Origin of the sequence: Lutibacter sp. (assembly GCF_030692605.1) — a bacterium.
GTDB lineage: Bacteria > Bacteroidota > Bacteroidia > Flavobacteriales > Flavobacteriaceae > Lutibacter.
In genome coordinates, this window is sequence record NZ_JAUYUD010000084.1 from 37,207 (window position 1) to 53,453 (window position 16,247).

At 28.6% G+C, this 16,247-nt stretch carries 15 protein-coding genes; 11 read left to right on the forward strand and 4 right to left on the reverse strand.

The window, feature by feature from the left end; genetic code table 11:
- From Q8S45_RS07840 to Q8S45_RS07850, 3 genes are all read right to left on the reverse strand, one after another.
- Positions 1–555, reverse strand: coding sequence for a hypothetical protein (locus Q8S45_RS07840; protein WP_305603286.1), 555 nt, complete (start codon positions 553–555; stop codon positions 1–3).
- A gap of 5 nt (positions 556–560) precedes the next feature.
- Complete coding sequence (locus Q8S45_RS07845) at positions 561–1,592, reverse strand: oxidoreductase (protein WP_305603289.1); 1,032 nt, start codon at positions 1,590–1,592, stop codon at positions 561–563.
- A 71-nt stretch (positions 1,593–1,663) separates the two neighbouring features.
- A complete protein-coding gene (locus Q8S45_RS07850) occupies positions 1,664–3,163 on the reverse strand; it encodes a S41 family peptidase (RefSeq protein ID WP_305603292.1) in 1,500 nt (499 codons plus the stop codon).
- A 141-nt stretch (positions 3,164–3,304) separates the two neighbouring features.
- Between Q8S45_RS07850 and Q8S45_RS07855 the strand changes: the two genes are divergently transcribed.
- From Q8S45_RS07855 to Q8S45_RS07875, 5 genes are all read left to right on the forward strand, one after another.
- Complete coding sequence (locus Q8S45_RS07855) at positions 3,305–3,814, forward strand: RNA polymerase sigma factor (RefSeq protein ID WP_305603294.1); 510 nt, start codon at positions 3,305–3,307, stop codon at positions 3,812–3,814.
- On the forward strand, positions 3,801–4,235 hold the full coding sequence (locus Q8S45_RS07860) for a hypothetical protein (protein WP_305603297.1): 435 nt from the start codon (positions 3,801–3,803) through the stop codon (positions 4,233–4,235). Before Q8S45_RS07855 ends, Q8S45_RS07860 begins: the two co-directional genes overlap by 14 nt.
- On the forward strand, positions 4,232–4,750 hold the full coding sequence (locus tag Q8S45_RS07865; RefSeq protein WP_305603307.1) for a DUF4252 domain-containing protein: 519 nt from the start codon (positions 4,232–4,234) through the stop codon (positions 4,748–4,750). The genes Q8S45_RS07860 and Q8S45_RS07865 overlap by 4 nt, the downstream gene beginning before the upstream one ends.
- Positions 4,751–4,752: 2 nt before the next feature.
- Positions 4,753–5,298 carry a DUF4252 domain-containing protein gene (locus Q8S45_RS07870; RefSeq protein WP_305603312.1) on the forward strand — a complete coding sequence of 182 codons (546 nt, stop codon included), beginning with the start codon at positions 4,753–4,755 and terminating at the stop codon, positions 5,296–5,298.
- A gap of 124 nt (positions 5,299–5,422) precedes the next feature.
- Positions 5,423–7,861 carry a M1 family metallopeptidase gene (locus Q8S45_RS07875; protein ID WP_305603315.1) on the forward strand — a complete coding sequence of 813 codons (2,439 nt, stop codon included), beginning with the start codon at positions 5,423–5,425 and terminating at the stop codon, positions 7,859–7,861.
- A 48-nt stretch (positions 7,862–7,909) separates the two neighbouring features.
- Here Q8S45_RS07875 and Q8S45_RS07880 read toward each other — a convergent pair whose 3' ends face one another.
- Positions 7,910–8,371 (reverse strand): helix-turn-helix transcriptional regulator, encoded by a 462-nt coding sequence (locus Q8S45_RS07880; RefSeq protein WP_305603318.1) that lies wholly within the window; start codon positions 8,369–8,371, stop codon positions 7,910–7,912.
- Between the two features lie 364 nt (positions 8,372–8,735).
- On the opposite strand from Q8S45_RS07880, the gene Q8S45_RS07885 reads away from it, so the two are divergent.
- From Q8S45_RS07885 to Q8S45_RS07910, 6 genes are all read left to right on the forward strand, one after another.
- Positions 8,736–9,842: a M14 family zinc carboxypeptidase gene (locus Q8S45_RS07885; protein ID WP_305603320.1), complete on the forward strand. Its 1,107-nt coding sequence runs from the start codon at positions 8,736–8,738 to the stop codon at positions 9,840–9,842.
- A 67-nt stretch (positions 9,843–9,909) separates the two neighbouring features.
- Positions 9,910–10,389 carry an Lrp/AsnC family transcriptional regulator gene (locus Q8S45_RS07890; protein WP_305603322.1) on the forward strand — a complete coding sequence of 160 codons (480 nt, stop codon included), beginning with the start codon at positions 9,910–9,912 and terminating at the stop codon, positions 10,387–10,389.
- Positions 10,390–10,508: 119 nt separating this feature from the next.
- On the forward strand, positions 10,509–12,482 hold the full coding sequence (locus Q8S45_RS07895; protein ID WP_305603325.1) for a dehydrogenase E1 component subunit alpha/beta: 1,974 nt from the start codon (positions 10,509–10,511) through the stop codon (positions 12,480–12,482).
- A gap of 79 nt (positions 12,483–12,561) precedes the next feature.
- A complete protein-coding gene (locus tag Q8S45_RS07900) occupies positions 12,562–13,722 on the forward strand; it encodes a PAS domain-containing sensor histidine kinase (RefSeq protein ID WP_305603327.1) in 1,161 nt (386 codons plus the stop codon).
- Complete coding sequence (locus tag Q8S45_RS07905) at positions 13,719–14,768, forward strand: response regulator (RefSeq protein WP_305603330.1); 1,050 nt, start codon at positions 13,719–13,721, stop codon at positions 14,766–14,768. The genes Q8S45_RS07900 and Q8S45_RS07905 overlap by 4 nt, the downstream gene beginning before the upstream one ends.
- A gap of 265 nt (positions 14,769–15,033) precedes the next feature.
- On the forward strand, positions 15,034–15,489 hold the full coding sequence (locus tag Q8S45_RS07910; protein WP_305603333.1) for a hypothetical protein: 456 nt from the start codon (positions 15,034–15,036) through the stop codon (positions 15,487–15,489).
- Positions 15,490–16,247: the final 758 nt, after the last annotated feature.

A 16,247-nucleotide genomic window follows, 5' to 3' on the forward strand; every position in this document is an offset into this window, starting at 1 on the left:
TTATTGTAAAAATTTAACTTGTTGGATTAAGGAAATTGACTCGCAAATTCGTTCATCAACATTTTTATTACCAAAAACCTCAGAATAGGCATTAAAAAATGAAGTAGAGCCTAGTAAAACAGTAATGTTAAATTTGTGATATACTAAATTATTTCTAGTACCTTGAGCAATATAAAAATAGGCGGGTTTATTTTGAAATGATATTTCTCCTGCTTTGATAATTTTTAGACTATTAACGTTTAAAATGGAATCGTTTTCTCTTTTAAAAATAGCATCAAATTGAATTGTTCCAAAATTATGGGAAGCACCTAAAATATAGGCGTCAGATAATTGCTTAGTGGTATCTGCACTAAATATTTCCGAAACATTTTTATCGAAATATAAATCTGTTTTCCAAGTAGTTGGAATATTTAATATAAAGTTTTTATTGAAATCTGTTTTGCTACTAACATTTTCAAATTTTGTTGTTTTGCATTTTAATATTTTTTCTAATTCTGTTTTTTTTGAGCACGAAAACAACAATAAGTACAGTGCAAATAATATAAAATTTTTCATTAAATTTAATTTAATATAAATTTTGCAATAACTTCGTTTCCAGAAAGCCAGCCAGTATTTTTTGATGACATGCGAACGGTATAAAACCCTTCATTGCTAATTTTAGCCCAATCTCTTCCAGCGTTTTTAGAATAAAAAATTCCACTTGTAGAAACCGCAATTACTTCTTTTCCTTTTGTGTTTGGTACATATTGCACGCAACTAACATAATGTGGTTCTTTATTTTCGCTTACTACTTCCCAATTTTTTCCACCATCTTTGGTAATTGCTTTATTAGCAGCATTACCAAATTTATCTGTAAAATCACCACCACAAATTATTCCTTGTTTTTTATTATAAAAATCAACTGTATATATACCTGCTGTACTTTTTCCTTGAATTACGGGTGTTTCATATACTTTCCAACTTTTACCCATACTTGAAGTATGAAAAACACGAGATTTATTACCCCCTGAAACCAACCATGCATTTTTGCCAAAAATCGCAATGTTGGTGTTACTGGCAGCAAAAGCAGCTTCACCTTCAACCGTTTTTGGTAAATTTTCACAAGGTATTTTAGTCCAAAAATTTCCGCCATTTGCAGTAATTAAAACAGATAAACAAGTATCGGTTGGGTCGCCCAATGCAATTCCATTCAAATTGTCAAAAAACTTCATAGAATCGTAAAAAACTTTTTCATGTTTTTCAGTATATACAATACTTAAATCTGATTTATTTAATTTATACAATAGGGCAGGATTCCCAACATTCAAGACAAAAATATTATTATTATTTATTGCCAATGCCCGAAAATGAGGAATAAGTGTATCTATTTTAATGGGTTTAAAATTTTTAATTTGACCAGAATTTGAAATAATTCCTACATCACCAATAGACCCAGCAAATACTACTGTAGAATCATTTAAAAGCTCAATGGCACGGATGCTTGAACCCTTAATCTCGATTTTTTCAATTGATATTATTTTTTCTTGGGCCAGCATATTTTGAGTGCCAAAAATAAAAAGGAATACTTTTAATACAAAAATGTTTGATTTCATAAAATATTCTAAATATTTTCAAATGTACTTATTTCAACACATAAAAAAAAGCGACCAATTGTCGCTTTAAACTATTCTTTTTTTAGAAAATTATCTGGAAATTTTTTATCAACATACATTCTGTTTTCTGTTTTTGAAACACCTTTAACATCGGTCAATTCATTTAATTTCAAACCTACATTAGATGAAGATGACTTACTTCCAGTAGTAATATGTGCAATTGCTCTAGCTAATAAAGGCTCTGTTTCTAACCCTAACTCTTGAAATTCGGCAACATACTCTATCTTTTCAACGGTTGGATCAAACCCATCTTTATCATTCGCTCCAATTTTATTAACTGTCTCTAATACAATAGGTTGTAAAGCCCATTTATGTCTTGGGTTTAGATTAGCGCCTGTTTTGCTAAAATTATCTGAATCATACAACGTTACAGAAGCTGTATATTTACCAGAAGTTTTTGTTCCAACTGTTATAACATTAATATATGGATTTAGGCCATTTATAATTAATTCACTCGCCGAGGCTGAACTACTAGTGGTTATTACATACAATTTTGTTAAATTTAAACTATTTATAGGGATTCTAACAGTTGAACCATTTTCTGTTTTTACAATTTCATTGGTAAAATTATCAACCAACCAAGTTGGTTGATTTTTTTCAAACCATTGTTGTAATTCATTATTCCATTTTTCTTTTAGAAATAATTGGCCGTTAAATTGACCTGTAATCATGCCAGCCAAATATGTGGCTGTAGTAACAGAACCACCACCATTATAACGTAAATCTAAAATAAGTTCGGTTACACCATCAGCCTTTAACTGACCGAAAGCTGTATTTAATTGTTGATCGTAAGAACTTGTAAAACTGTTATACATAATATAACCAATTTTTTTTCCTCCAATGTTAAAGGTTTTGGTAATGTAAACTGGATTTTCTTGATATTCACTTTTAGTAAGTGTTACCGATTTTCCATTTGAAATTGGGTTTCCTCCATTTAAATCAGCAAAATTCATTGTATACGTATCCAATGCTAAAAGTGCTTGGTAATTATCTGCAGTCATTGGTGTTCCATTTATTGCATTAAATACATACCCTCTTTTAACATCTTTTCCAACAGCATTTGAATTTGGCAATATGTAACGTACATATCCCAAAATTTTAGTGCTACTTCCAGTTTCATATGCCAATCTGTATTTTACACCATTGCTAGTGCTTATGCCTTGAAATGAATTTTCCAATGCTACATAATCATCTACAATCCAAGACCATTTATCGGTATTTTGTCTATCGTAAATTAAACTTTCAAAAAAATCATCAGGATCAGAATAAAAACTTAATAATTTGTAATAAGAAGCATTATCTTTATCTTTAGTATTATTTAAATTAGGAACATTATCTTTCCATAAATAATAAAAATTCATACCTTCCCATATAAAATCTTGAATTTCAACTTTTGAAAAATCCAAGGAGCCATTATTATCTGGTCTAATTTCATCATCATTTTTATTACATGCAAATACTAAACTTAGGAGAATTATACTAATAATAGAGTAGTAACTTATTTTTTTCATGCTTATTATTTTAAATTTACAAATTGAGTCGCAATATAATTATTTTTTACAACAAAAATTATACCTAAATGTAACAAAAAAATAAGTTATTCGTCATAACAATAAGAACCATAAAAATTAGTAGATCTAACCTAATTTAAAATGAACGAATCGGAGTTTTTAAAAACAGTAATGCCCTTTAAAGATAAGGTGTTTAGAGTAGCTAAAAGGCTATTAATTTCTGTAGAAGAGGCTGAAGATGCAACTCAAGAATTATTATTTAAATTATGGAAAAATAAATCGAAGTTAGTCGAATACAATAGTGTTGAAGCTTTTGCAATGACCATGACAAAGAATTATTGTTTTGATCGCTTAAAATCTAAACAAGCAGCTAATTTAAAATTGGTTCATAGTAATTATAAAGAAAATGGGATTTCATTACAGAATAAATTAGAATTAAATGACAGTGTAGATATAGTTCATCAACTAATTGAAAATTTACCAGAACAGCAAAAATTAATAATTCAATTAAGAGATATAGAGGAATATGAGTTTGATGAAATTGCAAAAATGCTTGATATGAAGCCTACTGCAATTAGAGTATCACTTTCTAGAGCAAGAAAAACAATTAAAGAACAATTATTAAAACAACATAAATATGGAATTAGCTAACATAGAAAAGTTGTTGGAAAAATATCTAAATGCGGAAACAAGCATTGCTGAAGAGAAAACACTTAAAAAATACTTTTCAAGCAACCAAATTGCACCACATTTAGTTGAATATCAAACGTTATTCAGTTATTTTACAACGAGTAAAAGCGAAAAGTTTACAAAAACCATCCAATTAAAAAGCAAAAAACGAAATTGGAAATGGATTTCTGTTGCTGCAACCGCATTATTAATTGTAAGTGTTTATACCGGTTATCAAAAAAACCAAGAGTATAAAGCTGAAAAACTATACACCGAAACGCGAGATGCATTAGGATTGCTGTCTGCAAACCTAAACAAAGGTTCCAATGCAATAGGACAATTGCAACATTTTGAAACCACAACAAATAAAGTATTTAAACAACCTAAATCAGTAAAAAAATGAAAAAAATAATAATTATAATCGTTATGGTAGCTGCACCATTTTTTGCTATCGCACAAAGCTCATTGTTTGATAAATTTGAAGACATGAATGATGTTTCAAGTGTAATAGTTAACAAAGAAGCATTTAAAATGTTGAGTAAATTTAAAGGGAGTGGGCCAGAAGTAAAAGAATATATGGATTTAGTTCAAAACATAGAATCTTTTAGAGTATTTACAACCGAAAATAGTGCTATTGCTAGTCAAATGAGCGTCACAATAGACAGTTACCTAAAATCTTCAAAATTAACTGAGTTAATGAGAATTAAAGATAAAGATGCCAATGTAAAAATTTACATAAGACAAGGAAAGGATGAAAATCATGTAAATGAACTTTTAATGTTTGTAAATGATATGAAAAACAAAACCAACCAACAAGCGGTTATTTTATCGCTAACTGGATCTATTGATTTAAATAAAATTTCAACATTAGTGGAACCTCATATTCCAAATAGCGGAAAACATTTGAAAAAACAATAATAATGAAAAAATTAAAAATTTCAATGTCGCTTTGGTCAGTTGTGCTTTTATTTATAGCTTGTGATTTAACACCGTCTTTGCAAAAATATATTGTAGAAAGTAAGGAAAACAACGAATATATTGCAATTGACTTGCCTGCGAGTATTATTTCTTTAAACGAAACTGAGGTGTCAGAAGAAATAAAAGCAACATTAGCTACCATTAAAAAAATGAATTTTATTGCTTTACAAATTACGGATACCAATAAAGCCTTATTTGAAAGTGAAAAGCAAAAAGTGAAAACAATTCTTAAAAATCCTGAATATAAAGAATTGATAAAAGTAAATAATAATGGAACTAATATAGTTGTTTGTTATTTAGGCAAAGAAGAAGCTATCAATGAGGTGGTTATATTTGGATCTGACAATAAAAAAGGATTGGCAGTTGTAAGAGTTTTAGGAGAAAATATGAATCCGGCCGATATATTTAAAATTTCTCAAGTTATAAATATCGATTCCAATTCTACTCAAGTTAAAGCGTTAAAAGGAATTTTAGGAGGCTTTAAATAGAAAAAAAATAATTAATCAATAAATAAAAAGCCATGCGTTATATTTCGTATGGCTTTTTAACGTTTGGTTAACTTGTAAAATGTTTTAAAATAGTATTTTTGACCCCTTATATACATTATTTTTTATGAAGAATTTTATATTATTATTAGTAGTTCTAGTTTCTTTTATCGGCCAAACCCAAACCACTTCTTATAGGCCAGAACGAACCAAAGAAAACAATTTGGTTCACACCAAATTAAAAATCGATTTTAACTTTGAAAAAAGTCAATTGAATGGTGAAGCCTGGATAACACTTTCTCCACATTTTTACACTACTAATAAAGTAGTATTAGATGCTAAATCTTTTTTAATTCATGAAATTAAAGTGAATAATGTAAAAACAAGTTATAACTATTCTAATAATCAGCTAACTATAGATTTAAACAAAGAGTTTAAAAGGGGTGAAGAATACAATGTTTATATAAAATATACAGCAAGACCCGAAGAAGTTACTCAAAAAGGAAGTGAAGCAATAAAAGACGCAAAAGGACTTTATTTTATTGATCCTAAAAACGAAGATCCAGAAAAACCAACTCAAGTTTGGACACAAGGAGAAACTGAGGGCAGTAGTTGTTGGTTTCCGACCATAGATGCTCCAAACCAAAAAACTTCACAAGAAATATTTATGACAGTGCCAGATAAATATGTGACTTTATCGAACGGAAAATTGGTTTCTCAAACAACAAATTCAAACAACACCAGAACAGATTACTGGAAATTTAATCAAAAACACGCACCTTATTTATTTTTTATAGGGGCAGGGGAGTTTAGCATTGTAAAAGATAGTTGGAACGGACTTGACGTTAATTATTACGTTGAAAAAGAATTTGAAAATGAAGCAAAATCTATTTTTGGAAATACTCCCGAAATGCTTTCATTTTTTTCAAAAATAACAGGAATACAATATCCTTGGGATAAATACAGCCAAATTGTTGTTAGAGATTTTGTAAGTGGCGCCATGGAAAATACCACTGCAGTTGTTCACGCTGAAAATGCTCATCAAAAAAAAGGACAATTAATTGATGAAAATTTATGGGAAGAAACAATTGCCCATGAAGCATTTCATCATTGGTTTGGTAATTTGGTGACTACTGAAAGCTGGTCTAACCTCACTGTTAATGAGTCTTTCGCTACCTATAGTGTCTATTTATGGTTTGAATATAAGTATGGAAAAGATAAAGCAAACGCTCACATGCAGAGCGATATTGAAACCTATTTAACAAGTGAAAGTGATAAAAAAGATTTAGTACGATTTTATTATGAAGATAAAGAGCATATGTTTGATGCTGTTAGCTATCACAAAGGAAATGCAATTCTACATATGTTGCGAAATTATTTGGGTGATGATGCTTTTTTTACAGGAATAAATCAATATTTAACAACGTATAAGTACGGTACCGCTGAAGCGCATCAATTAAGATTAATTTTTGAAAATGTTAGTGGTAAAGATTTAAATTGGTTTTTTAATCAATGGTATTTTGGAAATGGTCATATAAAAGCAACATTAAATTACGATTACAATACCATTAATAATACGGTAACTGTTACTATTATTCAACATGATAAAGCGTTTCAATTTCCGTTAGATATAGATATTTATGAAGAAACTATAAAAACAAGACATTCTGTTTGGGTTTCAAATAATCAGGAATCATTCACATTTCCGTTTACTAAATTACCTAAACTAATAAATATTGACCCAGAAAAGGTGCTTTTAGCCGAATTTACTGATAAAAAAACTATAGAAAATTATATTTTTCAGCTCAATAATGCACCTCATTATCTCGACAGAAAACAAGCTATTGAAGCCTTAAAAGAAAAACAGTTAGAAAACAGAAATGCTTTTAATGCCGTTTTTAAAGTATTTAACGATCCATACTATGAAATTAGAATTTTGGCATTAGAAAACATCGATCTTTTTCAAAAATATAACAAAAAAGAAGTGATTTTATTGATTGAAAAAATTGCTCAGAACGATCCAAAAACATTAGTAAGAGCCGCTGCAATAAAGGTTTTAGGTAAATTATTAGATATTAAATACAAACCTTTGTTTGAAGCAGGTATAAAAAATGAATCGTTTAGTATTATTAGTAGCTCATTAACATCACTGCATCAAATTGATAAAGCAGCGGCCGTGAACGAGATTTTAAAATTGAATAGTGAAACAAAAGAATATATGGCAGATGCGGTAACTACAATATTTATTAGAGAAAAAGATAAAACTCAATTAGCATTTATTGCTAAACATGTTTTAAAAGGAATGTTTTTAAATCAAGACGAAAGAAAACAGCAACTTTACGGTGAAGCATTTAAATGGATTGCCGAAAGTGATAATATAGAGGCAATAAGCAATCTTACAAACGATTTTGTTAAGTTAGGCTCCCAATATAAAAAGTACAATTTTGATAAGATGGCCATTAATATGTTAAACCAAATGGTTTCCTTACAGCAACAATCAAAAAATTCAAATAAACAAGAGTTGGTATTAGTAATAAGAACAGGTATTTCAAAACTTCTTCAATAAAAGAAATAAATTTATTATTATTTAAAAGCTTCCAACTTGGAAGCTTTTTTATGGCCTATAATTTTTAAAAGTTCCATTGGTATAAAAAATCACAATTCTTTCAATTTCTTCTATGGTGGTTGGTTGATTTTCATCCATCTTTAAAGAATTTCCGTTAGTATCTGATTTTAATGAAGAAGATGCAACACTTTTAAGTGAATTTGTTGTTAAATCTTCATTTTCACTGTATCCTTTCATCTCGTTTTCTGTAAATAGAGTAGAGGAATAGTTCTTATTACTTTTAATTACGGGAAAGGCTCCTTTATCTAAAATAAGCCAATTGAAATCAACCTCAGGAAACTCATTCATTATTTTCAAAACAAAATCTAAGCTTGGCTTATTCCTACCAGATAAAATATGTGATATGCTAGAACGTGGTACACCAATTTTATCGGCAAACGTTGCAGCTGTTAATTGATAATAATCAATTATTTTATTCAGCTTAATAGAAAAACCGTCTTGAACAGTCATAATTCACAAATGTAACTTAGTGTTATTGTAACAAATGTAATTCATTTTTGCAAAATATCCTATTTTAAACATTAAAGTTCCTAATATAATTTAAGATTATTAATTTAATCGTTTATATAACACTTACAATGACCTCAAATACAGTATATTATAATCAATGAATAAAATATTTCTATAGTACTTTAGAGAAACCACAATAGTTTAGAATTAAATCTAATTACAAGTTACAATTGTATAATAAATATCAAAAATTATTATTTACAATTGTGAATTACAATTGTAAATTATTCATTACGAAGATAATTTGATTCTATACTTAGCTTAACAAAGATTTATTTAACTTTGATAATTATAATTATTAAAAATGATTTCAGTTGAAAATTTAGAACAATGGTTCGCTTCCAATTACGAAAGGACTATTAGTGGTCGCTATATTTTGTACAATAATATCAAGTCGTTGATTGAAGAGCTTCCTTCTTGTTATAAGAATGAATTGCTTGGTTTTTCAACAAATGGAATTCCAATTCACAAAATTTCATTTGGTACAGGTCTGAAGAAAGTATTGATTTGGTCTCAAATGCACGGCAATGAGTGTACTGGTACAAAAGCACTTTTTGATTTGTTTAAATTTCTGACTCCTTCTAATACTATCTTTCGCGAAGTGATTGCAGAAATTTCAAAAAAATGCACCATTGAAATTATTCCAATGCTTAATCCTGATGGTGCAATTGCCTTTACTCGAGAAAACGCTGTAGGAATTGATTTAAACCGGGATGCCGTTAAAAAAGATGCGATTGAGAGTAATTTATTGCGCAATACGTTAGAGGAATTTAATCCTCAGTTTTGTTTTAACTTACATGACCAGCGGTCTATTTTTAATGTGGAAGATTCATCGAACCCTGCAACCATTTCGTTTTTAGCACCTTCCGAAGATGTAGAGCGAAATTTAACGGATGGAAGAATTGAAACTATGAGCGTTATTGTTGCTATGAATAACTTTTTACAAAAACTAATTCCAAATCAGATTGGCAGATATACTGATGAATTTTACCCAACCGCCACAGGAGATAACTTTCAAAAATTGGGACATAACACTATATTAATTGAAGCAGGCCATTATTTTGATGATTATGATCGAGAAATTACTCGCAAATATAATTTTTACGCCTTGTTAAGTGGGTTATTGTTTATTGCAACAAGCTCTGATTATAAAAATTATGAATCTTATATGTCTATTCCAAACAACAATACAAAATATTTAGATGTTATCTATAAAAACGTTTCAACTAAAATTAACGATAAAATTATAGTAGAGGATATAGGTATTCAATTCAAATTCAAAGTAATAGATGGTGAATTAGTTAAATACCAGCATATTGAAAATCGAGGAGATTTGTCAAATTACTACTCAAATACCATCATTAATGCGGAATATTTAAATTTTTCTGAATTACTATTATCAAATTCGTAAAAAAATTTAGTTATTTAATCTTTTTTTTAATAAATTTGCATATTATTTTTTAGTTAACAATATAATTATGAAAAAATTTGTACTAGATGAGATTGATCATCAAATATTAGATATTTTAATAGAAAATGCGAGAACGCCTTTTACAGATATTGCTAAAAAGTTAGTTGTCTCAGCAGGAACTATTCATGTGAGAGTTAAAAAAATGGAAGATGAGGGGATTATTAAAGGCTCTACATTAACCATAGATTACGAGAAAATGGGATATTCTTTTATTTCTCACGTAGGTATTTATTTAAATAAAACGTCAAAAACCAAACAAGTGGTAAATGACTTAAAGAAAATTCCAAACGTTACAATTGCGTATATTACTGCAGGAAAATACAATATTTTCTGTAAAATTAGGGCTCGTGACACGACACATGCCAAAGAAATAATTTTTGAAATTGATGATATTGATGGCGTTTCAAGAACTGAAACGATGATTTCTTTGGAAGAAAGTATCAATGATAAAACACGTTTAATGCATTCTATTTTTAGAGATTATTAAAATATTACAAATAAAACAAACAAAAATCCTTGTCATTTAATTGTCAAGGATTTTTTTTACACCAAATTTTCATAGGTTTTCTTTAACTTAGTCCACTTGTAATAAAATTCAATTTAATAATGCAATTTGACAGAAAAAATTATACCAACGAACAACTATTGGATTTTTATAAAGCCCTCTTAAAACCTCGGCTAATTGAAGAAAAAATGCTTATTTTACTTCGCCAGGGTAAAATTTCTAAATGGTTTTCTGGAATTGGGCAAGAAGCTATTTCTGTTGGAGTTACTTTAGCTCTGGAAAGTGATGAATATATACTTCCAATGCATCGCAATTTAGGCGTTTTTACTTCAAAAAATATTCCTTTGTATCGCTTATTTTCTCAATGGCAGGGAAAATCAAACGGCTTTACAAAAGGAAGAGATCGTTCCTTTCATTTTGGCACTCAAGAATATAAAATAATTGGAATGATTTCACATTTAGGTCCTCAATTAGGAATTGCTAATGGGATTGCCTTAGCACATTTATTAAAAAAAGAGGCAAAAGTAACTGCTGTTTTTTCAGGTGAAGGTGGTACTAGCGAAGGAGATTTTCATGAAGCATTAAATGTTGCAGCTGTTTGGAGTTTACCCGTTATTTTTTGTATTGAAAATAACGGATATGGACTTTCAACACCAGTAAATCAACAATTTAAATGCGAAAATATAGCCGATAAAGGTATTGGCTATGGTATGGAAAGCTACATCATAGACGGAAATAATATATTAGAAGTTTATTCAAAAATAGATGAAATTGCAAAAAGTGTTCGTGCTAATCCAAGACCTATATTAATTGAGTTTAAAACATTTAGAATGCGTGGTCATGAAGAGGCGAGTGGTATAAAATATGTTCCAACAGACTTAATTAAACAATGGGAGTTACAAGATCCTATTGAAAATTATAAATCATTTTTAACCGTCCAAGGAATTTTGTTTGAAAAAAATGATGCTCAGATTAGAAATAAAATTTCTGAAGAAATTAATGAGAATTGGCAAAAGGCAAATAAAGAATCACCGCTTGAGTCATCTACTGCAAATGAATTAAATGATGTTTATTATCCTCATTTTTATTCTGAAATAAAACCTTCAAGTAATACTTCAGACAAGAGGTTTATTGATTCTATTTCCAGCGCTTTAAAACAAAGCATGATGAAGTTTGATAATTTGATTTTAATGGGACAGGACATTGCCGAATATGGTGGTGCTTTTAAAATATATGAAGGCTTTTTAGCTGAATTTGGAGAAGAAAGAGTTAGAAATACACCAATTTGTGAATCATCAATTATTGAAGCAGGTTTTGGTTTATCTATAAAGGGGTTTAAATCCGTAATAGAAATGCAATTTGCTGATTTTGTTACTTCAGGTTTCAATCCTGTAGTTAATTTATTAGCAAAATCCAATTATAGATGGGGTCAAAAAGCAGATGTAGTTGTAAGAATGCCTTGTGGCGCAGGGGTTGGTGCAGGTCCATTCCATAGCCAAACAAATGAAGCTTGGTTTACAAAAACACCTGGATTAAAGGTTGTATATCCAGCCTTTCCGTATGATGCAAAAGGATTATTAGCAACTGCCATTGAAGATGAAAATCCAGTATTATTTTTTGAGCATAAAGCACTTTATCGAACTATTTCACAAGAAGTTCCAGATGATTACTACACCTTACCCTTAGGAAAAGCCACCTTGGTTTATGAAGGTATGGAAATTTCTATAATAGCCTATGGTGCGGCTGTACATTGGGCATTGAATGATGTAATAAGCAATTCTATTTCTGCCGATATTATAGATTTACGAACATTACAGCCTTTGGATACTGAATGTATTTATAACTCCGTTAAAAAAACTGGCCGTGCTTTAATAGTTCAAGAAGATACGTTGTTCGGTGGCATAGCCTCCGATATTTCAGCTCTAATTATGGAAAATTGTTTTACTTATTTGGATGCACCAGTAAAAAGAGTAGGTAGTATAGAAACACCTATTCCGTTCGAAAAAACATTAGAATCACACTATTTACCCAAAGAACGGCTACTAAGTGAAATTAACGCATTATTAGCATACTAGTATTAAACTTAGGAACTGATTTAAATCATATAAATTAGGTTCAATAAGCGCTAAATTTAACATTAATCATTTACTTATAATGATGTTAACTGTTAAAAAAGCGTTCTATAAAGTTTGTTTTGACTCAATGAAAGTGGGTATTCTAGTATTTGATAAATCTCAAGAAATAGTACTAGCCAATGAACCTTTTTATGAATTGATTGGTTATCATAAAAATGAATTAATTGAGAAAAATATTTCGAGTTTATTTAAAAATAATCAAATTCTTATAAATTTAATAAATGATTCGTTAAAACTAAACTTCAATCCAATCCTTGAAACTATTATAATTTCTAAACAAAAGGATGAAATTCCTGTTGAAGTCATATTTGGTACTATTTTATATAAAAATCAAACATATTATAAAATATTAATCACAAATATATCTTTTAGAAAAAAGCAAGAACAAAAAATTTCCAAAAGGAATTACAAATTAGAAAAAGAACTTGCAAAGCGTAATTTTGAATTAGAACAAGCTATTGCAAAGCTTCAAAATTTATTACAAAAAGAAGTAGAACTCAATCAATTAAAAACAAAATTCATTTCATTAACAACACATGAATTTAAAACTCCATTGAGTGGCATTTTGTCTTCGGCTGAATTATTACTGAAATATGCCAATTTAAATAATCATTTAAAACAAAACGAACATGCTCTTAAAATAAAGGCATTGGTTACAAGGCTCAATACTATTTTAGATGATTTATTAACACTTGAGAACATTGAATCTGGCAATATTAATACGACTTATTCTCAATTTAACCTTACTGATTTATGTTATGAATGCATTGAAAATTTAACACCACTTTTAAAGAAAAATCAAGTTATTAGAATTAATAGTGATGTTACCATCTTGTTCCATGATGCAAAAATACTAACTATTATAATTACCAATTTACTTTATAATGCAATTAAATATTCCAATGAAAATAGATTAATTAAGCTTAAAATAAGAGAGCTCAAAAAAAGCATTATTTTTTATGTAATTGATCAGGGCATTGGTATTCCCCTTGATGAACAGAATTGGGTGTTTAACAGATTTTTCAGAGCAAAAAATGCAATTTTTTATCCAGGGACAGGAATTGGTTTAAACATTGTAAAAGGGTATGTGACTAAATTAAAAGGAAATATTTCTTTTAAAAGTGTTGAAAATGAAGGTACTACATTTAAAATAAAGTTACCAAAATTAATATCAAAATGAAAAAAATACTAATAATTGAGGATGATAAAATTGTTTGCGAAAACACATGTGAAATATTAGAACTTGCAAATTACATAGTGAAAACAGCAAATAATGGTAAAAAAGGTGTTTTATTAGCAAATGAGTTTAAGCCAGACCTCATTCTTTGCGATATTTTAATGCCAGAATTAGATGGATTTGGTGTTTTACAAATAATTTCTAAAACTCCTGAATTAGAGTCTGTTCCATTCATTTTTTTAACTGCAAAAACTCATTATGAAGATCTAAGAAGGGGTATGGATTTAGGCGCTGATGATTATTTAACAAAACCAATTGAAGAATCTGAATTATTAAGGGCAATTGATAGTAGATTAAAAAGGGTGGAAGTATTTGAGCAAAAAATTTCTTCAAAAACGAGTTTAATTCCAAAAAACAGATTATCCTTGGAAACTGCTTCAGATTTCAAGATTTTTTTAAAAGACAAAGAATTATTTACCTTTAAAAAGGGTGATACCATTTTTTACAATGGAAATATAAGTGAATATATATTTGTTATAAAAAAAGGATTGGTAAAAACTTATAAATCCAATGACTTTGGGAAGGAATTAATTACAGGCTTATATACTGATAATCAGATATTTGGATTTGTATCTTTCACCTTACATATTCCATATCAAGAAAATGCAAAAACCTTGAGTGCAACAACATTGTACAAAATAAATAAAAAGGAAATTTACAATCTTCTTAAAAATAAATCTCAAGTTATATATAGTTTTATTGATGTGTTAGCACAAAATTTACTGAAAGCAAATGAAAAACAACTATCGTTAGCATATGCATCAGTACGAAAAAAAACTGCTGATACATTATTACAATTATTAGAAAAGTACCCAAAAGAATTTACTCATGAAATTTTGTTTAAACGAGCAGACTTGGCTAGTTTAATAGGTATTGCAAAGGAAACCCTAATTAGAACATTACATGATTTTAAACAAGAGAAACTAATAAATATTAACCAAACTGGCATTGAAGTTATTGATGAACAGAGGTTGCTTAAAATTCAATAATTCAGAAATATATGATAACAATCATCCGATAATATGATTTAACTCATTGATTTTCTTTTTAAATAGCAGTAATTTAGAGGGTGCAAAAGAATAAATCTAACTAAGAAGATTAATGCAAAATATAAGAATTGTGTTCTGAGAGTATAATTAGAAAAAATGGATATTTTGAAAAATGCAGCACACAATAAATTAATTGAAATTGCATAATCTTCTTAAGGAATCCGAGAAGAGTTTGTCTTCTCGGATTCTTATAAAATAAAAACCTATGAGAAATATTATCTTAAACCAACAAGAACCTCAGGCATTTTTAAGTATGAGTTTCGACCAATTACATAAGGAATCCCAAAATTGGATTTCTGAAATTGAATTTATTAAAGTCGAACAATTTTTTTTGCAAGAATTGTTGTCAGAACATATTATGGGAATTTGCAATACCCATAATTTTAAAAATGCAAAATTTTTTTTAAACAGCATCAATAACGAAAAAATACTTGGTCTTAAATTAATTGAATCAATAAAAGAACATAAAATAAATTTGGCTCTATTAATAGAACGTATTTATTTAAAAAAGGAAGATTCCTTTAGAAAAAATCATAAATTACTTGAATTAGATCTCAAAAATTATGTTCAAAATTTCAAATACATAAAGGAACAAGTTTTTGAATTAATTCTGGTTATTATGAGAAATGAAAAGAATTTAAAATTACAACTTAATAAATAATAATAAAAATACCGTTTTCAAATTTTAGAACTTCGTAATGTTTAAAAGCACTAAAATGTAATTCGCTATGAACGTGATAGTTAATAAATTACATTTTAAAGAAATCAAATGAACTGGATGGTTAATTTAATTTGGGGTGTTAAATTAACTCCTAATTGTTTGAACATATAAACAAAAAGAATTAAATGGAAGAACTAAGAATTGAAAACGGTTGTTTTGTATTTATAATTTAGTTTTATTAAAATTAATTGTAATAGCAGCAATTACTGTATATTTGTATTATAATGTTAGCGTGGGGCCCGTCCTGAGCTTTTGGCCGAAGGGTTACTTTGCTTTGCTCACTTCCTTGTTATTTTATAAATAGGAGTTTGCGAATTCCGTAAACTCCATTTGGCTAAAAGCAAAGTTTAACTTTTCATATCTTGAAAAGTTTTATACCAAAAAGTTACTTCTACAATGTTAATGAAATCGACTATTGGAGATTCACGAGCTCTTATTTGTAAAATAAAAGAGTAGCGAGTAAACACTTATTATGCTGACTGACGAAAGGAGGGAAGTGTAATGTGTGTGGAATGGGATAAGTGTTAAAAACTTTTCATTAACTATGATTTTCCGTAATAAGTAATGGTTAAAATTTAATGTCGTATTTAATGCCAAAATTATTCAGCACTAAATTTAATTGTTCTTTGAGGTTTTTAAAGCATTTATAAGCATCGAAATCTAGCCATTGATATTTTATTCTTCGCCACAGTATTTCT

Excerpts from the sequence above, each read along its gene's own strand:
- Q8S45_RS07880 (WP_305603318.1), bottom strand. The coding sequence starts at position 8,371 with ATGACTGTTCAAGACGGTTTTTCTATTAAGCTGAATAAAATAATTGAT.
- Q8S45_RS07875 (WP_305603315.1), top strand. The coding sequence starts at position 5,423 with ATGAAGAATTTTATATTATTATTAGTAGTTCTAGTTTCTTTTATCGGC.
- Q8S45_RS07845 (WP_305603289.1), bottom strand. The coding sequence starts at position 1,592 with ATGAAATCAAACATTTTTGTATTAAAAGTATTCCTTTTTATTTTTGGC.
- Q8S45_RS07910 (WP_305603333.1), top strand. The coding sequence starts at position 15,034 with ATGAGAAATATTATCTTAAACCAACAAGAACCTCAGGCATTTTTAAGT.
- Q8S45_RS07860 (WP_305603297.1), top strand. The coding sequence starts at position 3,801 with ATGGAATTAGCTAACATAGAAAAGTTGTTGGAAAAATATCTAAATGCG.
- Q8S45_RS07905 (WP_305603330.1), top strand. The coding sequence starts at position 13,719 with ATGAAAAAAATACTAATAATTGAGGATGATAAAATTGTTTGCGAAAAC.
- Q8S45_RS07900 (WP_305603327.1), top strand. The coding sequence starts at position 12,562 with ATGATGTTAACTGTTAAAAAAGCGTTCTATAAAGTTTGTTTTGACTCA.
- Q8S45_RS07870 (WP_305603312.1), top strand. The coding sequence starts at position 4,753 with ATGAAAAAATTAAAAATTTCAATGTCGCTTTGGTCAGTTGTGCTTTTA.
- Q8S45_RS07865 (WP_305603307.1), top strand. The coding sequence starts at position 4,232 with ATGAAAAAAATAATAATTATAATCGTTATGGTAGCTGCACCATTTTTT.
- Q8S45_RS07885 (WP_305603320.1), top strand. The coding sequence starts at position 8,736 with ATGATTTCAGTTGAAAATTTAGAACAATGGTTCGCTTCCAATTACGAA.
- Q8S45_RS07840 (WP_305603286.1), bottom strand. The coding sequence starts at position 555 with ATGAAAAATTTTATATTATTTGCACTGTACTTATTGTTGTTTTCGTGC.
- Q8S45_RS07855 (WP_305603294.1), top strand. The coding sequence starts at position 3,305 with ATGAACGAATCGGAGTTTTTAAAAACAGTAATGCCCTTTAAAGATAAG.
- Q8S45_RS07850 (WP_305603292.1), bottom strand. The coding sequence starts at position 3,163 with ATGAAAAAAATAAGTTACTACTCTATTATTAGTATAATTCTCCTAAGT.
- Q8S45_RS07890 (WP_305603322.1), top strand. The coding sequence starts at position 9,910 with ATGAAAAAATTTGTACTAGATGAGATTGATCATCAAATATTAGATATT.
- Q8S45_RS07895 (WP_305603325.1), top strand. The coding sequence starts at position 10,509 with ATGCAATTTGACAGAAAAAATTATACCAACGAACAACTATTGGATTTT.